Below are 18,653 nucleotides of genomic sequence, written 5' to 3' on the forward strand. Positions count from 1 at the left end.
CTGCTCCTTGGTGATCGAGACCACCTCACGCCAGGAATGTGATGTGGCCCACTAGCAATGCGAAGAGTATTCGTGCAGATCGAATCCGGTCGCAATGGCCAAGTTCGCACCCGTAATCTGCGAAGATGCAGAAATGAGCGCGACCTCGTCTGATCCGGGTCGGCGTCCGAGCGCCGATGACCTGCTGGTTCTGCTGGCGGTCGGCCGATCGGGCCGCTATGTCACCGCAGCCGAGGAACTCGGCATCAACCACACGACGATCTCGCGGCGGATCGCGGCGCTCGAGCGCGCGGTCGGCGGCCGGGTGCTGACCCGGGTCACCGGCGGGTGGGAGCTGACCGAGCTCGGGCGCGCGGCGCTGGCCGCCGCGGAGACCATCGAGACCGCGGTGCGCTCACTGGGCACGGCGGACGGGGAGCGGGAACTCGAAGGGGTGGTGCGGCTCTCGGCCACCGACGGATTCAGCGCCTATCTCGCCGCGCCCGCCGCCGCGCGGGTGCAGCGCACGCATCCGAGGGTGGCGGTCGACATCGTCGCCACCACCCGGCGCGCGTCCACCCAGCGCAGCGGACTCGACATCGAAGTGGTGGTCGGGCAGCCCCAGGTCCATCGCGCCGAGGCGATCCGGCTGGGCGACTACAGCCTCGGTCTCTACGCCGCGCGCGACTACCTCGCCGAACACGGCACCCCGGCCGCCGTCGCGGACCTGCGCCACTATCCGCTGGTCTACTTCATCGAGTCGATCCTGCAGGTCGACGATCTCGACCTGGCCACCGATTTCGCGCCCGACATGCGCCGATCCGTCTCGTCCACCAACGTTTTCGTGCACGTCGAGGCCACCAGGGCCGCGGCCGGGATCGGCCTGCTGCCGTGCTTCATGGCCGACCGGCACGACGATCTCGTTCGGGTGCTCGGAGGACAGGTGCGGGTGCAGCTCACCTACTGGCTCGTCATCCGCTCCGAAACGCTGCGGCGGCCCGAGGTGGCCGCCGTCGTCGACGCGCTACGCGCCACCGTCGAGGAACGGCGCGCGGAACTCCTCGGTGCTCAGCGTGGGTCGGGGCAGCGGCCCGCGTAGTGGCTGAGGCCGAGGCCGTTGCTGCTCTTGCTGCGCCCGACCGGGCCGTTCTTGGCCGACCGCAGCCAGGTCCCCCTGGTGTCGAGGACGGGCATTCGTTCGCTGAACGCGCGGCTGTAGCGGGTGGTGCCGTCGACGGTGAGGATGCCGTCACGGACATCGATGTGGGCGACGGTGGCCCAGAACGAGTTCTTGCCGTTGCCGATGACGACGGTGATCTGATCGGCGTCGGGGCCGGGCAGCCCGTCGCGACCAGGACGGCCGTAGCGGACGCGCACGCGTGGCTTGCCGAAGGTGTCGATCGCGCCCGCGCCGTTGTCGACGGATTGGTACACGTTGAGCAGCAGGTCGCCGTTCTCGGTGGGCCGCACGATGACCTGCTCGGTGGCGGGCAGGTTCTTCGCGCCGGGACCGCGGCTGTCGCCCTGGTGGTGGATGAACGGCCACACGGCCAGGTCGCCCTGGTGGCCCTTCTCGCCGCTGATCACGACGTAGTCGCCGGTGATCTCGTTGCGGCAGAAGAAGTACACGTCCAGGTCGCCTTTGCCGAACTTCGTCACGCGGCCGCTCGGGTCGTACTGCGCACCGCGGCCGTCCCATTCGAGGCCGACGGTGAGGACGTAGCCCGGGTCGCCCTTGCGCAGATCGATGCTGGCGCGCCGATCGGGCGAGTCCTTGGTGAGCACGACGTCGACCTTGCGGAGGTCGATCGCCGGCGGGCTCGGCGGCGCCGGACGCGGGTGCGGCGCAGCGGGCTTCGCCGGTGCACCGGCAGGCGCGACGGCCGCGGCCGGTTCCTCGTCGTCCACCACGATCCCGTGCTCCGTCGCGAACGCCGCCAGCCCGGCGCTGTACCCCTGCCCGATCGCGTCGAGGCGCCACCCGCTCCCCCGCCGATACAGCGCCACCGCTTGCAGCACCGTCTCCGAATCCAGCCCCGGCGGAACGAAATTCAGCGCCTGCCCGGCTCCGGCGACCGCCACCCGCAGCCCACTGACCTCCCCGAACCGCAGGCCCTGGGCCTCGGTGCTCGCAGCGATCACCACGCGCTCGATCTCGGGTGGGACGGCGGTGAGATCCACCGACACCACGGCATCGGATTCCAGGCGCACACCCGGCGCCGACGGATTGTTGAAGAACACGAAATCGGCGTCGGAGCGGACCCGGCCTGCCGCGGTCACCAGCACCGCCGACACGTCGACCGCGCCGGGCGGACCGTCCAGATCGATGCGCACCATGTAGCGCCCGTCGACCAGATCGGTCTTGGACCCCTTGGACACCTCGACCATCGTCGCGCTTCCCGTCATGACGCCGCCCTCCACCGGTCGTTGCCCTCGTCGCTACCCGCGATCAGCCCACGGTACCCGGGTCACGGCCGCGGGGGCCGGGCATCGCGCGAGCCCGCGCAGCGGGTGCCCGGACTGTCGGTGCCGATAGCGGGCCACCCGGACCGTTGGCGTCGTTCACAGGATTCACCCGGATCGGTGGCGCCCGCGGGGACCGGTGTCGTTCACTGGTCGCCATGGACGTCCGTGCACTGATCGACCGCAAGCTGGGTCGCCGGGTCTCGGTGGTGGTGCCCGCGCTCGACGACGAGGACACCATCGCCGGGGTGATCGCCGCCGTCCGGCCCTGGCTCGGCGGGCTGGTCGACGAACTGCTCGTCATCGACGCCGGCTCGACCGATCGCACCATCGCGCGGGCCCGCGCGGCGGGCGCCGCGGTGTACACCCGGGAGGAGGCGCTACCGGGCGTGGCGCCCCGGCCGGGCAAAGGCGAAGTGCTGTGGCGGTCGCTGGCGGTGAGCACCGGCGATCTGCTCGTCTTCCTCGACGGCGATCTGGTCGAGCCGGACCCGGATTTCGTCCCGACGCTGGTCGCCCCGCTGCTCGACGATCCGGGGCTCGCGCTGGTGAAGGGCTTCTACCGGCGGCCGCTGCCGAGTGGGGACGCCGACGGCGGCGGGCGGGTGACCCAGCTCGTCGCCCGCCCGCTGCTCACCGCGCTCGCGCCCGCCCTGGCCGAGATCGTGCAGCCGCTGGGCGGCGAATACGCCGCCACCCGAACATTTCTCGGCGGCATCTCCGTCGCCTGCGGCTACGGCGCGGAGATCGGGATCCTCATCGACTGCTGGCAGCGGCACGGTCTGTCGGCGATCGCCCAGGTCGATCTGGGCGTCCGGCGGCACCGCAACCGGCCGACGCACGAACTGGCGGTGATGAGCAGGCAGGTCGTGGCGACACTGCTCGACCGGCTCGGCATCCGGGACTCCGGGATCGGCCTCGTGCAGTTCCTGCCGGGCGAATCGGGTTGGCAGCGAATGCCGTCCGAAGTCAGCCTGGCCGACCGGCCCCCGATGACACAGCTGATCGCGACCCAGCGCGAGATCGCCTGACACGACGAACGCCGGCCCGGCCCCAGGGACCGAACCGGCGTCCGCCGCACCGGATTACACCGCGACCAGACCGAAGTCCAGCTTCACCAACTGATCGGCGCAGTCGAAGTAGCGGTCGTCGTGGGTGATCACGATGACCGTCTTGCCGCGCCGCTTCAGATCGGTGAGGATCTCGCGATAGAAGACCTCGCGGAAGCGCGGCTCCTGATCGGCGGCCCATTCGTCGAAGACGTAGATCTGCCGGTCCTCGAGCAGCGCGGTGAGCAGCGCCAGCCGCTTGCGCTGCCCCTGCGACAGATCCACGGTCGACAGGCGCCCGTCCCGCACGCTCACCTTGTGCGCGATCTGCAACTCCTCGAGGTACCGCTGGACTTCGGCGTCGATACCGGGACGGTCGAAGCCCAGGTAGTCCTCGAACAGATGGAAATCGGTGAACACCGCCGACGAATTCTGCCGGTACCACTCGATGTTGTCGTGGTCGATCCTCTCCCCGTTGAGCGACAACGACCCCGAGCGTGGCACGTACAGACCGGTGATGAGCTTGGCCAGCGTCGACTTCCCGCTGCCGTTGCCACCGACGATGAACGTGATCTGCCCCGGTTCGAAAACCAGGTCGATCGGACCGAGCCGGAAGCCGGCGTCCTCGGACTCGTCGAGTCCGGGCGGCGGTGCCAGCGGGCGCACATCGGTGCCACCGTGGTCGATCCAGTTCTTACCGTTGACATCCGGCTGCGCGCCACCCGGATGCGCACCGGGATGCGCGGGATGCGGCCCGTGCCCCGGCCTGCCGTTGCCGTTGCGCGGTGGCATGCCCGGACGCGGCGGATGTCCACCTCGCTCGGGCGGACCACCCGGTCCGGCCGGATGCGCGCCGGGCGGCGGCGGCACGAGCGACGGAGCCTCGGCGCGGTACACATAGCTGACATTCGTCAGTTCCAGCTTGGCCTCCCCTGCCACTGGACGCTCGGTGTACGGCAGGAGCTCCTCGTTGTGCAGGGTCTCCATCGACAGGTTCATCGCCCGGATCTTGGCCAGCGCGACATCACCGCGCAGCAGGTCCGGGATGCGGTGCATGAAGTTCTGCATCGGCATCGCCAGGAACGTGGTGACCAGCACGTAGCCGACCATCGTGTCCCGCGGCAGATCCAGGGCCGCCGCGATGACGAACAGGATCAGCGCCATCGTCGCCAGCTGCAGCGCCTGACCGAAACCCTGCGCGTAGGAGAACTTCGAGCCCGCGTCGGTGTTCTGATCGCGCAGCGTGCCCGCCGAACCGAGCAGATGCCGATCCATGAAGTCCCGGCGCCGGCCACGGTGCAGCTTCAGTTCCTTGATGCCGAGCGTGACGGCCTGGAACGAACGCAACAGCGCGTCCTCGTTCTCGCGAGCCTCGCGGTAGATCCCGCGCACCCGCTTGAGCACCAGCTCGACACACGCGATGCCGACCAGCGTGCCCGCCACCGTCACCGCGAAGATCGGACCCGACACGATGAACAGGAACACGAAGCAGCCGATGATGGTCGCCACGTCGACGCAGATCGACGGAATGGCGGTCACCGCCTGCGACAGCGATCGCACGTCCTCGGTGAGCGTCGCCATCAGGCGGTGCATACCGAGCCGTTCCAGATGCTCGAGCGGTGCGGAGACGATGCCCGAGCTCAGGTCGCTGCGCAACCGGAAGATCGCGTCCTGCGACAACCGGATCAGCAGTACCTGCGACGCCACCCCACTGACCAGGATCACCAGACCGGTCAGCCCGAACCGCAGCAGCAGCTGATCAGGCTGCGGCTTCGGCGAGACGACCGCGTTGATCAGGGTCACCAGGTAGGTGTTGGCCACACCGCAGATCAGGCCCGCGGCCACCACGGCGGCGATCCTGGCCGGCGAGAGCGCGGCGAGAAAACGGAGTAGATGCATGACGTGCGCTCTCAGCTGCGGATGACATCGAACACGATGCCCTCGAGGGTGACTCCGGGCGCGAACGAGAACGCCACCCCGGTGGAAATCGGTGCCGCCGAGCGCGCGTCGCGGATCATCCGCTCCAGCACGAAGATCAGCGAGACACTCAGCATGTTGCCGTGCTCGGCGAGCACCGCCCAGCTCGGCGCCGCCGCCTCGGCCGGGATCCCCAGCGAGCGCGCCGACTCCTCGATGATGCGGGGACCACCGGGGTGGATCGCCCACAGCTCGATGTCGTCCTTGCCCAGGCCGTTGCGCGCGAGCACCTCGGTCACCACCGGATCCACCCCGCGGTAGATGTAGTCGGGCAGGCTGGTCGCCAGCTCACAGGTGATGCCCGCGTCCTTCACACCGAGCACGATGCCGTCCTCCGCGTCGTCGAACAGGTGGCTGAAGCTGTCGCGGACGACGATGCTGCCCGGGGCCAGCGGCTGGTGCACCTGGTTGGCGCCGATCACCACCGCGCCGCACCCGTCACCGAAGAGGCTGTGGGTGATGACGTCGTTGACGTCGTCGTCGAACACCGCGTTCACCGAGCTCAGCTCGATGCACAGCACCATCGCCTTCTTGTCCGGGTGCGCCCGGACGTAGTCGGTGGCGGCGCGGATGCCGTTCATCGCGGCGGCGCAGCCCATGAAGTTGACGACCATCCGGCCCACCGTCGGCGACAGCCCCAGCTGCTTGACCACCGCGACGTCGACGCCGGGAGCGATGAAGCCGGTGCTGGTCACGAAGATCAGCTGGCCGATGTCGTCGGCCGGGTTCGCCAGGCCGGCGACAGCGCGGCGAGCCACGTCGACCGCGAGCGGCGCCGCGTGCTCGAAGAACAGGTTCATCCGCTCCCGAATGGTGCCGGGGCGACGGCTGAACTCGAGGAACTCCGGGTCCAGCGGGTCGATCGCCAGGTGGCGGGTGTCGATCCGGGTCTTCTGGTAGATCCGCGGAATACGCTGCCGCTGTGCGGGATCGGAGAACAGCTCGGCGACCCGGCCCGCGTTCACGGTCTGGTCGACCACGAGTTCGGGCGATCCGGTGGCGACCGCTTCGATCACGCCGACGGTGGTCGGCGGGGCGGGCGGTAGCAGGTCGTGCCCGCGCTCGACGTCGGCCGTGCGGAGCAGATCAAAGGAAACAGACACGGGCACAAATCCTTTCGAAACAGAAATGAACGTGGCAGCGGAGTCGGCTCAGACGGTTCCGATGCCGGTGAAGCCCTGCACCGTGTAGGTCACACAGGTCTTCAGCGCTGTCGGTGCGCAGTGTTCGCGCACGAATCCCCACCGGTTCTCCTCGGCATCACGCGAGGGCGCGAGCAGGTAGGTCCGGCACAGCTTGGGGAAACGATCTCCGAAGAAACTCTTCGCGGGCAGCCACTCCACGCCGAACTTCGCGGCCTCCTCGCGCACCACGTCCTCGGTGGCGATATTGGCGAAACCGCTGCGCTGGAACGGAAGCACGTGGTGCACCCGGTGCGAGCTCAGACCGGCGGAGAGGAAGCAGTCGACGTACTTGTTGCCGACCACGGTCAGGTCGTAGGCCTGCTCGAGCTGGTTGACCGCCCAGTCCTCGGTCTCGGTGTGCAGTTCCTCGGTCGGCACCTCGAAGTCGTGGCTGGCGACCACCATGAAGGTGCTGATCCACAGCGTGATCACGAATTGCAGTGCCCAGGCCCAGAAGTCGCCCGCCAGGGTGAAGACCACGACCTCGGCCACCAGCAGGAAGCGCACACCGAACGATCCGATGAAGTGCGGCAGCGCGCCGCCCCAGGTGCCGTACATGTCCTTGATGCCCACCTTGCGGGTGAGCCGGCAGACATCGAGCAGGCGAATGATCATGCCCGTCAACAGATGTCCGAACTTGTGCACGGTGTGCACTGGCACCCGGTACAGGCGCGGCACCTGCATCATCATCGTGAAGACGTTCTTCTTGATGTCGACTTCACTCTGCGTGTGCGGGTGGTGCAGCAGGGCGTGGCCGTCGGCGGTGACGAAAGACAGTGCGACATAGTTCATGTCGAACGCGTTCACCGCGTACTTGTTGAGCCCCTTCTGCGCCCGGTGGATGGCGTAGTGACCGAACCCGGCCAGGGAGCTGCGCAGCAGCACCATCGCGATCACGAAGACCGGCAACGGCATCCAGCTGGTGTCCCACAGACGCAGGCCCTGCACGGCGAAGTACAGGAAGATCAGCACCGCGACGACGACGTCGAACGTCCGGTCCATCCGCTTCAGGCGGGCCGCCAGCTCGGGCTCCTTGATCCGGGCCTTGATCTGATGCAGGAGGTCGTTCTTGTTGTCGAACTTGTACTTCGGGGTGTCGTCCCAGCTGTTGAAGCCTTCCTTGAACAGGAAGTCGGGCGCGTTGTTCTTCGGGTGGATGTCTTCCGGAGTGGCATCGCGACCGAGGCTGTAACGCTCGATCATCCGCGCGATTTTTTCCGGATCACGGTGGTAGGAACCGATGATCGAGGTGATGTCGCGGTTCTTCGTCCGGCCGATGAAGAATTCACCGCCTGGATGCTTGGAGATCCAGTCACTCAGGTCGTAGGCTCTGCCGTTATAGACCCACACGTTGTTGACGGGAGGCCGACCCCCAGGGCCGGGCGGTGGCGGGAGCTCGCGCTCCTCTTCATCAGGTCGATCATCGATCGTCATTTGTTCTTCCTCCGTGTCGATCGGCGTTCGATGCGTGTTGCCTGCCGACCAGCGTCCCGACACGTATAGTCCTTGTGGCGCCTTGCATCTCGCTGAACATTCTCTTATTGGTGCCGCGTCCATGGCCCGAAGCTCTGGTCACCGCAGGCGACACCCAGACGACACACCGGCCCGGGGCCGCGGACGGCACTGCGTGCCAGGCTCCGCGATCCCCGGACCGGTGTGTCGTGATCCGGTTCGGTCGGCTCGGATCAGCCGGCCGGCTTGACGATGTTGACCGGCTTGGCCCAGTTGGACAGGCCGACGGTGACCTCGCCCTGGTCCTTCTTCACCACGGCGCGAACGAGATTCGGGCCCTCGCCGGTGGAGGCGGCGTCCGACGGCTTGGTCGAATCCGAGGCGGGCGGCGCGGTGTCCTGGATCCACAGGGTGATCGGCATGGTGCCGGCGTTCTCGCCGACGCGGGGCACGATCGGGTCGATCACGGCGGCGTCGATGGTGCCGGTGACCTTGACGGTGTTGATGCCGTCGATGACCTCGCGGCCCTCGGTCTTCGGGTTCTGGACGTTGGCGATCACGTTCGCGATGCCCTTGTCCTTGTCCAGGATGACGCCCGGATCGTAGACCTTCTCCGCCGGGCCCGCGGGCACGTAGCGGCCGCCGGCCTGGGTGTAGAGAACCTTGTCCACCACGAGGAACTTCGACTCGGTGAAGTCGGCCTCCGGCTTGAGCTTGACCTTCGCCTCGCCCATCGCGGCGCCGGAACCCTGGGTCTCGTTGGTGACGTCGGCCGAGACCGTCTCCACAGGCAGGTTCGGCAGGTTCTTCACGTTGATCTTCAGGTGCACGGTGTGCAGGGTCTGCGTGGTCTTCGCCGACTCCTTCACGATCTGCGCGCCGTCGGGCAGCTGACCGGTCGGCGGCGCCGCGGTGGTGGTGGCGTCGTCCTTGGTGCAGCCGGTCACGAGCGCGGCGCAGAGAGCGGCGGCCGCGACGATCGAGGTGATGCCGGAGCGCCGCGCGAAGCGGCTCCGGGGGGTGGGGTTCGGTGTGGTGTCGATCAAGTTTCATCCCCTGGAGATGTCGTGTCTGGCGTTGGTGAGGCAGCCGAAGCTGCCGGTGCCTGCGACATACTAAGCAGACCATCGGACATCTCGCGCTCCCCCGACGGCGATAGTACCCGAGGTTCGCAGATTGCGACTTGCAAGCGCGCACTGAGGTTTTCGATTGTGTTCAGCGGGGTTGACTCGATCGTTTTCGCAGGTCAGGCGACCACGCGGGCCCCTCTTCCCAAGTAGGTCCGTAGTCCGGCGGGAGAAGTTCTCAGTGAGGACGACTCCAAATTTGCATGCGTTAATGCGCATATTTACGTACCGATATGGTTCTGTGAGAGGCGGGCTCCTAGCGACGAAGCCCCGTGTGCGCCTGCGCAGACCAGGCGGTAGACGAACGTCACCGGGGCTGGTCAGCGCAGCGCGACTTCACGAACTCGGCGGGCGGCGCCGAGGCGGCACGGCCTCCCCTATTCGGCGTCCAGGTAGACCGGAACGCTGGTGTGCCCGTTGGAGATGAAGCTCTGCACCGGTGTGAGTTCGGCCGGGCTCGCGGCCAGTCGCATCCGCGGGAACCGGTCGAACAGCGCGGGCAGCGCGACGGCCGCTTCCAGGCGGGCCAGCGAGGCGCCGATGCAGTGGTGTGCCCCGTGGCCGAAGGCGAGGTGCTGCTCGCGGGTGGCGCGGGTGGGGTCGAACGTGGCGGTGTCGGCGCCGTGGATCTTCGGGTCGCGGCTCGCGGCGGCGTAGGAGGCGAGGATGGCCTCGCCCTTGGCGATCCGGTACCCGCCCTCGATCTCGATGTCCTCCACCGCGTACCGCAGGGGCAGGTGCGCCACCGGCGCCTGGAAACGCAGCGTCTCCTCCACCACGTCAGCCCACGACACCTCGCCCGCGGCGACGGCGGCCCGCTGCTCGGGATGGCTGAGCAGGGCGACGATCGCCTGGTCGAGCAGATTGACCGTGGTCTCGTGCCCGGCGTTGATGACCAGCATCAGGGTGTCGACGAGTTCCTTCTCCGACAGCGGGGAGTCGTTGTCCTCGTCGCGGGTGGTGATCAGCACGCTGGTGACGTCGTCGCCCGGATGCGCGCGCCGGTAGGCCACGAGTTCGCTGACCAACCGGTACATCTCGAGGTAGTTGGCCTGCGCTTGTTCGGCGGTGAACGAGCCGTCGAAGAAGCCGTCGACGCACTTGTGCAGCGCGGGACCCAGTTCCTCCGGCACACCGAGGAGTTCGGTGATGACCCGGATCGGCACCGGGTAGGCGAAGCCGGTGCGCAGGTCGACCGGCTCACCGGCCGGGGTGGCGGCCAGCGCGTCGAGCAGGCCCTCGGTGATCTCGGCGATCCGCGGACGCAGCGCGGTGCTGCGGCGATGACTGAACGCCGGGGACACCAGCCGGCGTAGCCTGCGATGATCGGCGCCGTAGGCGGTGAACATGTTGTCCACGGCGACCCACGGCAGCAGCGGCCAGGCCTCGGTGATCTCGCCGTTGATGAACGCCATCCAGTGCTGTCGTGGATCTTTCGACACCCGGGGGTCGGCGAGCAGGCCGCGGAGCACGGCCTGATCGGTGACCGACCAGGCGGGCACGCCGCCGGGGAGTTCGACCAGCGCCACCGGCCCGCGCTGCTGAATGCGTGCCGACTCCCCTTGGATGTCGGCACCGGTCGAATCCAGCACGATCGGTTCCATGATGTTCTCCTCCATACCAGGGACCTCGGCCCGTGATCGGTAGTGCCGCAGCCGGTTTCGGCCACGTGGTGGGCAAACTTACCCCGCGGCCGGGCCGCTCAGGGGACGAACAGCGGCGCCGAGGGCGGGAAGCTGATCGGTAGCGCGGTCATCGCCCGGTGGAACGGCCCCGGCCGCCAGGCGATCTCGTCCGCGGGCACGGCCAGGGTCAGGTCCGGCAGCGCGTCGAGCAGTTGGTCGAGCGCGTCCTGCGCGATCTGATAGGCCACCGAACGCGCCGGGCAGGCGTGCGGGCCCGCGCCCCAGGCGAGGTGGGACCGATTGCCGTTGCGGTCGCCCTGGGCGATCGCGGGGTCGTTGTTGCAGGCCGACAAGCTGATCACCACCGGCTCGTTGGCCGGCAGCCACACGTCGTCGACCATGACCGGCTGCCGCGGATAGGTGGTGCAGAAGTTCGCCATCGGCGGATCGAGGAACAACACCTCGTCGAGGGCGTCGCGCGTGGACAGGCTGCCCGCGATCACGCCGCCGCCGAAACGGGAGTCGGTGAGGATGAGCAGCAGGGCGTTGCTGATGAGGTTCTGCATCGGCTCGATGCCGGCGCCGTAGAAGCTGATCAGGTTGTAGAGCATCTCCTCGTCGTCGAGACCGGCGGCGTGGTGCGCCAGCCGCGAGGTCAGATCGTCGCCAGGGGCCGCACGGCGCAGGGTGATCAGCTCCATCAGCGCCGCGGACAGGTACTCCATGCCCCAGGCGGCGTTGACGGTGTCGAACAGCGCGGCCATCCCGGTGGCGACCCGCCGCCCCAGCTCCGGGGTGCAGCCGACGATCTGGTTGAGCGTTTCGAAGACCAGCGGAAAAGCGTACTGCGTCAGCACATCCGCGGAACCGGCGCCGCAGAACGTGTTGATCAGCGGGATCGCGACCTGTTCCACGATGGTGTGCAGGGAATGGTGGTCGATGTAGTCGATCGCGGTGACATAGGCCTGCCGGTAGCGCGCATGCACCGGGCCGGAGTTCCGCAGCGCGTTCGGATACCACTGCATCATCGGCCGCACCGGGCAGTCCTCCGGGATGCTGTCCTGCCACACCCGCGGATCCGCCGGAAAGTTGTCGGGGTCGTGCAGGATGCGCACCGCGGTCCGGTAGCCGAGCACCAGATTGGCCGGGACGCCCGGGGACAACTCGATCGGCGCTATCGCCCCGTATCGCTCCCGCATGGCGCGGTAGTTCCCGTGCGGATCCGCGGCGAAATCCGGCTCGTAGACGCGCCCGTGGACCGGGCAGCCGGCTCCCCCACCGGACAACGGCGACGACTGCGGCGCGGGCCGGCCTCCATGGACGTCCTCCACAGCTGGTGCTCCTTCCCGAGCGGACGGCAGGGTCGTACGGCACGGCGAACTCCGCTGGCGCACAACCGCCGTCGACACAACGCCACGACGATGCCATGCCCCGCACAAGGCCCGGATCGGCGTGACATACCGGTGAGTAGTCGCCCGCGAGCTGTACGGCATCCGACGTGCCGTACCGGCGGCGGCGGAAACGGATGATCGGCAATCCCCGACATTCCGGCTACGGTGTAGTTATCCAATTCACCGAGACCCGACATCTTGGAGTCAGCATGCCGAAGTTGGAGATCAAGAGAAAGTCCGTACTGTCTCGGAAAGAGGCCTCCGAGCGGCTGATCGCGATAGGCAAGGCACTGGCAGGCGAATCGGAGGTGGAATTCGGTTCGGAGGGCGATTCGATCGAGGTCGAGGTCGCCGACCGGGTCAGGTGGGAATTCGAGATCGAGGTCGACGGCACCGAGACCGAGATCGAAATCGAAATAAAATGGCGGGACGACCCGGGCGAATCAGCGCCCGCTACTCCCCCGCGACCCAAGGCTGCCGCGGCACCGGCCAAGACCACGACACCGGCGAAGACCACGGCGCGGACCAAGGCCGCGACACCGGCCAAGGCCACGCGCCGCACGCGGGCCAGGAAACATCCCGCCGGCTAGCCCACAGGCGGCACCCGCGGTGCCGAACCTCGGGTGGGCTCAGCCGGGTGCGATCGGCTCGAAGGGACGGATCGAGTCGGCACCGGCACCCACCACCCCGGCCGAGGATTCCGGCACTTCGTTCCACGCGCCCGACAGGTCGCGCAGCGGCTCCGAGACCACGAATCGGGTCTCGGAGCCGAGTTCGCGCAATATCTCGACCTCGGGGTGCAGTGCCCGCAATGCGGCGATCTCGGTGGAGAAGAACAGCGACCGCGATTCCCGCTCACTGGAATAGCGGAAAATCCACAGGAATTGTCCGTCGGTGGTCGCGACGGTCATCTGTACCGGGTGTTCGACGCCGTACGCGTGCCCGACGTCCTCGACGAAACCCACCGCGCGGGCGACGGCATCGAAGGGATCGTCCACGAGCCCGAACGTCAACGCGAGAAAGAACAGGGTTTCGCTGTCGGTCGAGCCCTCGATATCGGCGAACAGCCCCGGTTCGACGGCGGCCAGCAGGTCGCGCCGGGTCTCGTGGAAGCCGCGCAGGGCGCCGTTGTGCACCCACAACCAGCGCCCGTGCCGGAACGGATGACAATTGCTGCGCTGCACCGGCGTCCCGGTCGAGGCGCGAACATGCGCCAGCATCATCGGGGTGCGCACCTGACCGGCGATCTCCCGCAGGTTTCGATCGTTCCAGGCGGGTTCGATGCTCTTGTACACCGCCGGTTCGGTGCCGAGGCCGTACCAGCCGAGGCCGAAACCGTCGCCGTTGGTGGTGGTCGCGCCCATGCGGGAATGCAGGCTCTGGTCGATCAGGGAGTGTTCAGGGCGGAACAGCAGATCCTCGGCGAGGATCGGCTCACCCGAGTACGCCATCCACCGGCACACGAGTCCATTCAACCAGAAACGACGGCCTACCGCTTCCGGCCGACACCACCGACGATGCAGTGGCGGACGGCGTTCAGCGGCGTCAGGTGGGGCCCGTCGGGCCACCAGTCGTCGCAGCGGACGAGGCCCGGTTCGACCATCTCCAGGTCGCCGAACATAGCCTGGATCTCGTCCCTGGTGCGGAAGCGGCCGCTGCCCATCGGGCTGTGGATGAATTTCTCTTCCATCTTGCGGGCCAGTTCGCTGTGTTCGGGCGTCTGCGGATCGTGGAAGTGGGCGATCGCGACGAACGAGCCCGCAGGCAGGGCATCGATGTAGGTCTGCATCAACGCCGGGCCGTCCTCCCCCAGGTAGTGATGCAGGGTGCCGATGTGGAACAGCGCCAGCGGGCGGGTGAAGTCGAGCGCGCCCCGGATCGTCTGGTTGCCGAGCACCTCGAGCGGGCGGAAGATGTCGGCCTCGGCGATGCGGGTGCGGCTGTTGCTGGCCAGCAGCGCCTGACCGTGCACGAGCACCGACGGATCGTTGTCGACGTAGACCACCCGCGACTGCGGGTTGACCCGCTGGACGACCTGATGGGTGTTCTCCGCGGTGGGCAGGCCGGACCCGAGATCGAGGAACTGATCGATCCCGGCCCTGGCCAGGAACCGGCACGCGCGGATCAGGAAATCGCGGTTGGCCCAGGCCAAATCGTTGACCTGCGGCGCGACGGTGCGGACCTGTTCCAGCACCGCGCGGTCCACGTCGTAGTTGTCCTTGCCGTTGAGGGCGGCATCGTAGACGCGCGCGATGCTGGCGCGGGTGGTGTCCACCCCGACCGGAACGGCGCTGGGGTAGGCGGCAGAGCTGTGCGACATCGGGAGCCTCCGGGCATCGGACCGACTGTACGAATTCAGCCTAGAGCATCGGTTCCGTTGGCGGGGAAGCTATCCCGGGTCCGAGCCCAGGATCAGAGCTGGGCTTCGATCGCGGCGACGACCTCGCCCGCGTCCGGGGTGACGGTCGGGCGGAAGCGGCCTGCGACCGTGCCGTCCCGGCCGATCAGGAACTTCTCGAAGTTCCACTGGATGTCGCCCGCGCTGCCGTCGGCGGCGGGGGTCTCGACCAGGGCGGTGTAGAGCGGGTGCCGGTCGTCGCCGTTGACCTCGGTCTTGGCCAGCAGCGGGAAGTCGACGCCGTAGGTCACCGAGCAGAATTCCTGGATCTCCTCGGCGGTGCCGGGCTCCTGACCCATGAACTGGTTGCACGGCACGCCGACCACGGTGAAGCCACGCTCGCCGTAGGTCTTCTGCAGTTCCACCAGGCCGGTGTACTGCGGGGTCAGCCCACACTTGGAGGCCACGTTGACCAGCAGGACCGCCCGGTCGCCCGCCAGCTCACCCAGCGTGGTGTCGGCCCCGGTCAGGGTCTGCACCGCAATGTCTCGAATGTTCGCGCTCACCACAACACCACCAGATCTCGTCTACGTCGGTTCGATCGCCACCGTACCGGAGCCCGATCGGGGCGCAACCGTCCCGCTGGGCGGGAGCTTTTGTAACACGTTCTTGTTTTGTCGCGCGGTTGGCGGCACCATTTCGGTACGTACCCCGAGCAGCGGAGGAAGCCCGTGACCGAACAGCCCTATCGGATCGACACCGTCCGCCCGCTGCGCGCGAACGCCGTGGAGCACTGGGATTTCGAGGCCGACGTGGTGGTGGCCGGTTTCGGCATCGCGGGCGTCTGCGCGGCGATCGAGGCCGCCAGGGCGGGCGCGAAGGTCCTCATCCTGGAACGGACCGGTGGCTGGGGCGGCGCGGCGGCGCTGGCGGGCGGTTTCGTCTACCTCGGTGGCGGCACGCCGCTGCAGCAGGCGCTCGGCTTCGACGACACGCCGGAGAACATGGCCGCCTTCCTCAAGGCGGCGCTCGGCCCCGGCGTCGACGAGGCCAAGATCGACGACTACTGCGCGGGCAGCGTGGAGCACTACAACTGGCTCGTCGACTGCGGCGTGCCGTTCAAGGAGTCGTTCTGGGGCGAGCCCGGCTGGGAGCCGCCGCACGACGAAGGCCTGATGTACTCCGGCGGCGAGAACTCCGCGCCGTTCCTCGACATCGCCAAGCCCGCCCCGCGCGGGCACGTGCCGGAGCTGGCCGACAAGAAGATCGGCGAGCGCAGCGGCGGCTACATGCTGATGAAGCCGCTGGCCGACACCGTCGCCGCGCTCGACATCGACGTCGAGTACGACACCCGCATCCGCAGGCTGATCGTCGACGACGACGACCGCGTCGTCGGCATCCTGGCGACCAACTACGGCAAGCCGATCACGGTGCGGGCCGCCCGCGGTGTCGTCCTGGCGACCGGCAGCTTCGCCTACGACACCGAGATGATCGACCGCTACACCCCGCGGCTGAGCGGCAGGCCCGGCGCGGCGATCGAGGAGCACGACGGCATCGGCATCCGGCTGGCCCAGGCGCTGGGCGCCGAACTGGCGCACATGGACGCCAGCGAGGTGGCCATCTTCGGCGATCCGCAGATGATGGCGCGCGGCATCCTCGTCAACGGGCGCGGCCAGCGCTACGTCACCGAGGACACCTACCCCGGCCGGATCGGGCAGGCGACCCTGCTGCAGAACGACAACCAGGCCTTCCTCGTGATCGACGAGGCCTCGCTCGAGGAAGCGCTCGCGACCGAGTCCGCGACCCCGTTCTTCCGGTTCCCGCCCAAGTGGGTCGCCGAGACGGTGGCCGAGCTCGAAGCGGACATGGGGCTGCCGGAGCAGACGCTGCAGACCACGATCGCCACCTACAACCGCCACGCCGAGAACGGCAACGACCCGCTGCTGGGCAAGAAGCCCGAATGGGTGCGCCCGATCTCGACGCCGCTGGCCGGTTTCGATCTGCGTGGTTTCACCGCCGGATTCACCCTCGGCGGGCTGCGCACCGACCTCGATTCGCGGGTGCTGCACGTCAGCGGGGAGCCGATTCCCGGACTCTTCGCGGCGGGTCGTTGCACGTCAGGGCTGTGCGCGTACGGTTATGTCAGCGGTGCGTCGCTCGGTGACGGCAGCTTCTACGGCCGTCGCGCCGGTCAGGCCGCGGCAGCGGCCGGCACGGACTGAGACAGGCGGCACCCACCGGACCGCCACTGTCAGTACGCTGCATGCAGCGCCGCCGCCGGACGACGAGTCCGGCTGCGCTCGCGGGCTTTTCGGGCCCGCGAGCGGGCGCGTCCAGTTGGCTACGACAGATGCAGTGCAGGATCGGAGTTGGACAGTGCAAGCAGGTGGGATGTCCGCGGATTACGTGATCGTCGGCTCGGGGTCGGCGGGGGCGGTGCTCGCGAATCGGCTCAGCGCCGACCCGGGCACCACGGTCGTGCTGCTGGAGGCCGGTCCGGCCGACGACGACAAGTTCGCCCATATCCCGGCGGCGTTCTCGAAGCTGTTCCGCACCGAGCGTGACTGGGACTACCTGACCGAGCCGCAGCCCGGCCTCGGCGACCGGCAGATCTACTGGCCGCGGGGCAAGACCTTCGGCGGTTCGTCGTCGATGAACGCGATGATGTGGGTGCGCGGGTTCCGCGCCGACTACGAGGAGTGGGGGCTCCTCGCGGGCGAGCAGTGGAACTTCGCGGCCGCGGTCGAGCAGTTCCGCAAGATCGAGAACGTCCAGGACGCGCAGTACCCGGACGAGGGGTCGCGCGGCCCGCTGCACGTGCAGCGTCAGCGCAGCCCGCGCGCCTCGACGCACGCCTTCCTCGAGGCCGCGCGCCAGGCGGGCCACGAGCTCGAGTCGCCGAACCGGCCCGCGCCGCAGGGCTTCTCCCAGACGATGGTGACCCAGCGCGACGGCAGGCGCTGGAGCACCGCCGACGCGTACCTGCGCCCGGCGATGAAGCGGGCCAATCTGACCGTGCGCGCCGAGGCGCTGGCCACCCGGGTGCTGTTCGACGGCACCAAGGCCACCGGGGTCGAGTACCTGCACGACGGGCAGACCCACACCGTGACCGCGCAGCGCGAGGTCATCCTGTGTGGTGGCGCGGTGAACAGCCCGCAGCTGCTGCAGCTCTCCGGCATCGGCGACCAGGAGGAGCTGAAGAAGTTCGACATCGAGGTCGTCGCGCACTCCCCCGAGGTCGGCGCCAACCTGCAGGACCATCTGATCGCGGCGCTGGGCTACAGCGTCGACGGCGACTCGCTGTTCGCGGCGGAGAAGCCGCTCGAGCTGATCAACTACCTGGTCCGGCATCGCGGCATGCTCACCTCCAATGTCGGTGAGGCGTACGGCTTCGTGCGCAGCGAGCCCGATCTCGAGCACCCCGACCTGGAGCTGATCTACGCGCCCGCGCCGTTCTATCACGAGGGTCTGGTCGAGCCGACCGAGCACGGTGTCGTGGTCGGCGCGATCCTGCTGCGCCCGCGCAGCCGGGGCCGGATCGGTCTCGCGTCGGCCGATCCGACGGCCAAGCCGGTGATCGACCCGCGGTATCTGTCCGATCCCGACGGCGCCGACCGCGCCGCGCTGACCGCGGGCCTGCGGGTGTGCGCGAGCCTGGTCGAGCAGCCGGCGCTCAAGAGCGCGCTGGGCGCGCTGATCTACCCGCCGGAGGCACCGGACGAGCTCGAGGCAGCCATGGCGCTGACCATCGAGCAGTTCTCGCACACCCTGTACCACCCGGTCGGCACCTGCCGGATGGGCACCGACGCGGCCAGCGTCGTCACCCCGGACCTGAAGGTGCGTGGTGTGGAGGGCCTGCGCGTCGCCGACGCGTCGGTGATGCCGTTGATCATCCGCGGGCACACCAACGCCCCGGCCGTCTTCATCGGTGAGCAGGCGGCGGACTTCATCCTGGCCGAGTCCTGACCCGCCGTGGGGGGGGGGGGCGGGCGGGGGGGCGGCCCCCCCGCGCCGCGGCGCCTCGGCGGGGCCGCCGCCCGGCCGGGGCGCGGGAGGGGGGGGGGCGGC

At 68.6% G+C, this 18,653-nt stretch carries 15 protein-coding genes; 5 read left to right on the forward strand and 10 right to left on the reverse strand.

The window, feature by feature from the left end; genetic code table 11:
- The first annotated feature begins 133 nt into the window (after nucleotides 1-133).
- Complete coding sequence (locus ACFVW6_RS27390; RefSeq protein ID WP_378826056.1) at nucleotides 134-1,078, forward strand: LysR family transcriptional regulator; 945 nt, start codon at nucleotides 134-136, stop codon at nucleotides 1,076-1,078.
- Here the strand turns inward: ACFVW6_RS27390 and ACFVW6_RS27395 are convergent.
- A complete protein-coding gene (locus ACFVW6_RS27395) occupies nucleotides 1,048-2,385 on the reverse strand; it encodes a TerD family protein (RefSeq protein WP_378826058.1) in 1,338 nt (445 codons plus the stop codon). The genes ACFVW6_RS27390 and ACFVW6_RS27395 overlap by 31 nt on opposite strands.
- Before the next feature lie 215 nt (nucleotides 2,386-2,600).
- Between ACFVW6_RS27395 and ACFVW6_RS27400 the strand changes: the two genes are divergently transcribed.
- Nucleotides 2,601-3,473, forward strand: coding sequence for a glucosyl-3-phosphoglycerate synthase (locus ACFVW6_RS27400; protein WP_378826062.1), 873 nt, complete (start codon nucleotides 2,601-2,603; stop codon nucleotides 3,471-3,473).
- Nucleotides 3,474-3,527: 54 nt separating this feature from the next.
- Here ACFVW6_RS27400 and ACFVW6_RS27405 read toward each other — a convergent pair whose 3' ends face one another.
- From ACFVW6_RS27405 to ACFVW6_RS27430, 6 genes are all read right to left on the reverse strand, one after another.
- On the reverse strand, nucleotides 3,528-5,390 hold the full coding sequence (locus tag ACFVW6_RS27405) for an ATP-binding cassette domain-containing protein (protein ID WP_365011581.1): 1,863 nt from the start codon (nucleotides 5,388-5,390) through the stop codon (nucleotides 3,528-3,530).
- Nucleotides 5,391-5,401: 11 nt separating this feature from the next.
- Nucleotides 5,402-6,571, reverse strand: coding sequence for a type III polyketide synthase (locus tag ACFVW6_RS27410; protein WP_378826064.1), 1,170 nt, complete (start codon nucleotides 6,569-6,571; stop codon nucleotides 5,402-5,404).
- Nucleotides 6,572-6,619: 48 nt separating this feature from the next.
- A complete protein-coding gene (locus ACFVW6_RS27415) occupies nucleotides 6,620-8,086 on the reverse strand; it encodes a fatty acid desaturase (protein WP_355271901.1) in 1,467 nt (488 codons plus the stop codon).
- 251 nt (nucleotides 8,087-8,337) lie between these two features.
- Nucleotides 8,338-9,150 carry an LppX_LprAFG lipoprotein gene (locus tag ACFVW6_RS27420; protein WP_355271900.1) on the reverse strand — a complete coding sequence of 271 codons (813 nt, stop codon included), beginning with the start codon at nucleotides 9,148-9,150 and terminating at the stop codon, nucleotides 8,338-8,340.
- Between the two features lie 458 nt (nucleotides 9,151-9,608).
- Entirely contained in the window at nucleotides 9,609-10,835 is a 1,227-nt protein-coding gene (locus ACFVW6_RS27425) for a cytochrome P450 (protein WP_378826067.1), read from the reverse strand.
- A gap of 98 nt (nucleotides 10,836-10,933) precedes the next feature.
- Nucleotides 10,934-12,187, reverse strand: a complete 1,254-nt coding sequence (locus ACFVW6_RS27430; protein WP_378826070.1) for a cytochrome P450 — start codon at nucleotides 12,185-12,187, stop codon at nucleotides 10,934-10,936.
- 269 nt (nucleotides 12,188-12,456) lie between these two features.
- Between ACFVW6_RS27430 and ACFVW6_RS27435 the strand changes: the two genes are divergently transcribed.
- The gene (locus ACFVW6_RS27435) at nucleotides 12,457-12,837 is read left to right on the forward strand and encodes an amphi-Trp domain-containing protein (RefSeq protein WP_357347290.1); all 381 of its coding nucleotides are present in this window, start codon (nucleotides 12,457-12,459) and stop codon (nucleotides 12,835-12,837) included.
- 39 nt (nucleotides 12,838-12,876) lie between these two features.
- Here ACFVW6_RS27435 and ACFVW6_RS27440 read toward each other — a convergent pair whose 3' ends face one another.
- From ACFVW6_RS27440 to ACFVW6_RS27450, 3 genes are all read right to left on the reverse strand, one after another.
- The gene (locus ACFVW6_RS27440; RefSeq protein ID WP_378826073.1) at nucleotides 12,877-13,698 is read right to left on the reverse strand and encodes a class II glutamine amidotransferase; all 822 of its coding nucleotides are present in this window, start codon (nucleotides 13,696-13,698) and stop codon (nucleotides 12,877-12,879) included.
- A gap of 38 nt (nucleotides 13,699-13,736) precedes the next feature.
- On the reverse strand, nucleotides 13,737-14,567 hold the full coding sequence (locus ACFVW6_RS27445) for an SAM-dependent methyltransferase (protein ID WP_378826074.1): 831 nt from the start codon (nucleotides 14,565-14,567) through the stop codon (nucleotides 13,737-13,739).
- A 92-nt stretch (nucleotides 14,568-14,659) separates the two neighbouring features.
- Nucleotides 14,660-15,154, reverse strand: a complete 495-nt coding sequence (locus ACFVW6_RS27450) for a glutathione peroxidase (RefSeq protein ID WP_355271891.1) — start codon at nucleotides 15,152-15,154, stop codon at nucleotides 14,660-14,662.
- 162 nt (nucleotides 15,155-15,316) lie between these two features.
- Here ACFVW6_RS27450 and ACFVW6_RS27455 point away from each other — a divergent pair, with 162 nt between their 5' ends.
- Both ACFVW6_RS27455 and ACFVW6_RS27460 read left to right on the forward strand, forming a co-directional pair.
- Nucleotides 15,317-16,807 (forward strand): FAD-dependent oxidoreductase, encoded by a 1,491-nt coding sequence (locus tag ACFVW6_RS27455; RefSeq protein WP_355271889.1) that lies wholly within the window; start codon nucleotides 15,317-15,319, stop codon nucleotides 16,805-16,807.
- Nucleotides 16,808-16,976: 169 nt separating this feature from the next.
- Nucleotides 16,977-18,551 carry a GMC family oxidoreductase gene (locus ACFVW6_RS27460; RefSeq protein ID WP_378826077.1) on the forward strand — a complete coding sequence of 525 codons (1,575 nt, stop codon included), beginning with the start codon at nucleotides 16,977-16,979 and terminating at the stop codon, nucleotides 18,549-18,551.
- The last annotated feature ends 102 nt before the right edge of the window (nucleotides 18,552-18,653 follow it).

The organism is Nocardia sp. NPDC058244 (genome assembly GCF_042882065.1).
Classification (GTDB): Bacteria; Actinomycetota; Actinomycetes; order Mycobacteriales; family Mycobacteriaceae; genus Nocardia.

What these genes read in the sequence shown, in the direction of transcription:
- ACFVW6_RS27460 (WP_378826077.1), top strand. Translation starts at nt 16,977, where the DNA reads ATGTCCGCGGATTACGTGATCGTCGGCTCGGGGTCGGCGGGGGCGGTG.
- ACFVW6_RS27440 (WP_378826073.1), bottom strand. Translation starts at nt 13,698, where the DNA reads ATGGCGTACTCGGGTGAGCCGATCCTCGCCGAGGATCTGCTGTTCCGC.
- ACFVW6_RS27405 (WP_365011581.1), bottom strand. Translation starts at nt 5,390, where the DNA reads ATGCATCTACTCCGTTTTCTCGCCGCGCTCTCGCCGGCCAGGATCGCC.
- ACFVW6_RS27390 (WP_378826056.1), top strand. Translation starts at nt 134, where the DNA reads ATGAGCGCGACCTCGTCTGATCCGGGTCGGCGTCCGAGCGCCGATGAC.
- ACFVW6_RS27415 (WP_355271901.1), bottom strand. Translation starts at nt 8,086, where the DNA reads ATGACGATCGATGATCGACCTGATGAAGAGGAGCGCGAGCTCCCGCCA.
- ACFVW6_RS27425 (WP_378826067.1), bottom strand. Translation starts at nt 10,835, where the DNA reads ATGGAACCGATCGTGCTGGATTCGACCGGTGCCGACATCCAAGGGGAG.
- ACFVW6_RS27395 (WP_378826058.1), bottom strand. Translation starts at nt 2,385, where the DNA reads ATGACGGGAAGCGCGACGATGGTCGAGGTGTCCAAGGGGTCCAAGACC.
- ACFVW6_RS27435 (WP_357347290.1), top strand. Translation starts at nt 12,457, where the DNA reads ATGCCGAAGTTGGAGATCAAGAGAAAGTCCGTACTGTCTCGGAAAGAG.
- ACFVW6_RS27400 (WP_378826062.1), top strand. Translation starts at nt 2,601, where the DNA reads ATGGACGTCCGTGCACTGATCGACCGCAAGCTGGGTCGCCGGGTCTCG.
- ACFVW6_RS27445 (WP_378826074.1), bottom strand. Translation starts at nt 14,567, where the DNA reads ATGTCGCACAGCTCTGCCGCCTACCCCAGCGCCGTTCCGGTCGGGGTG.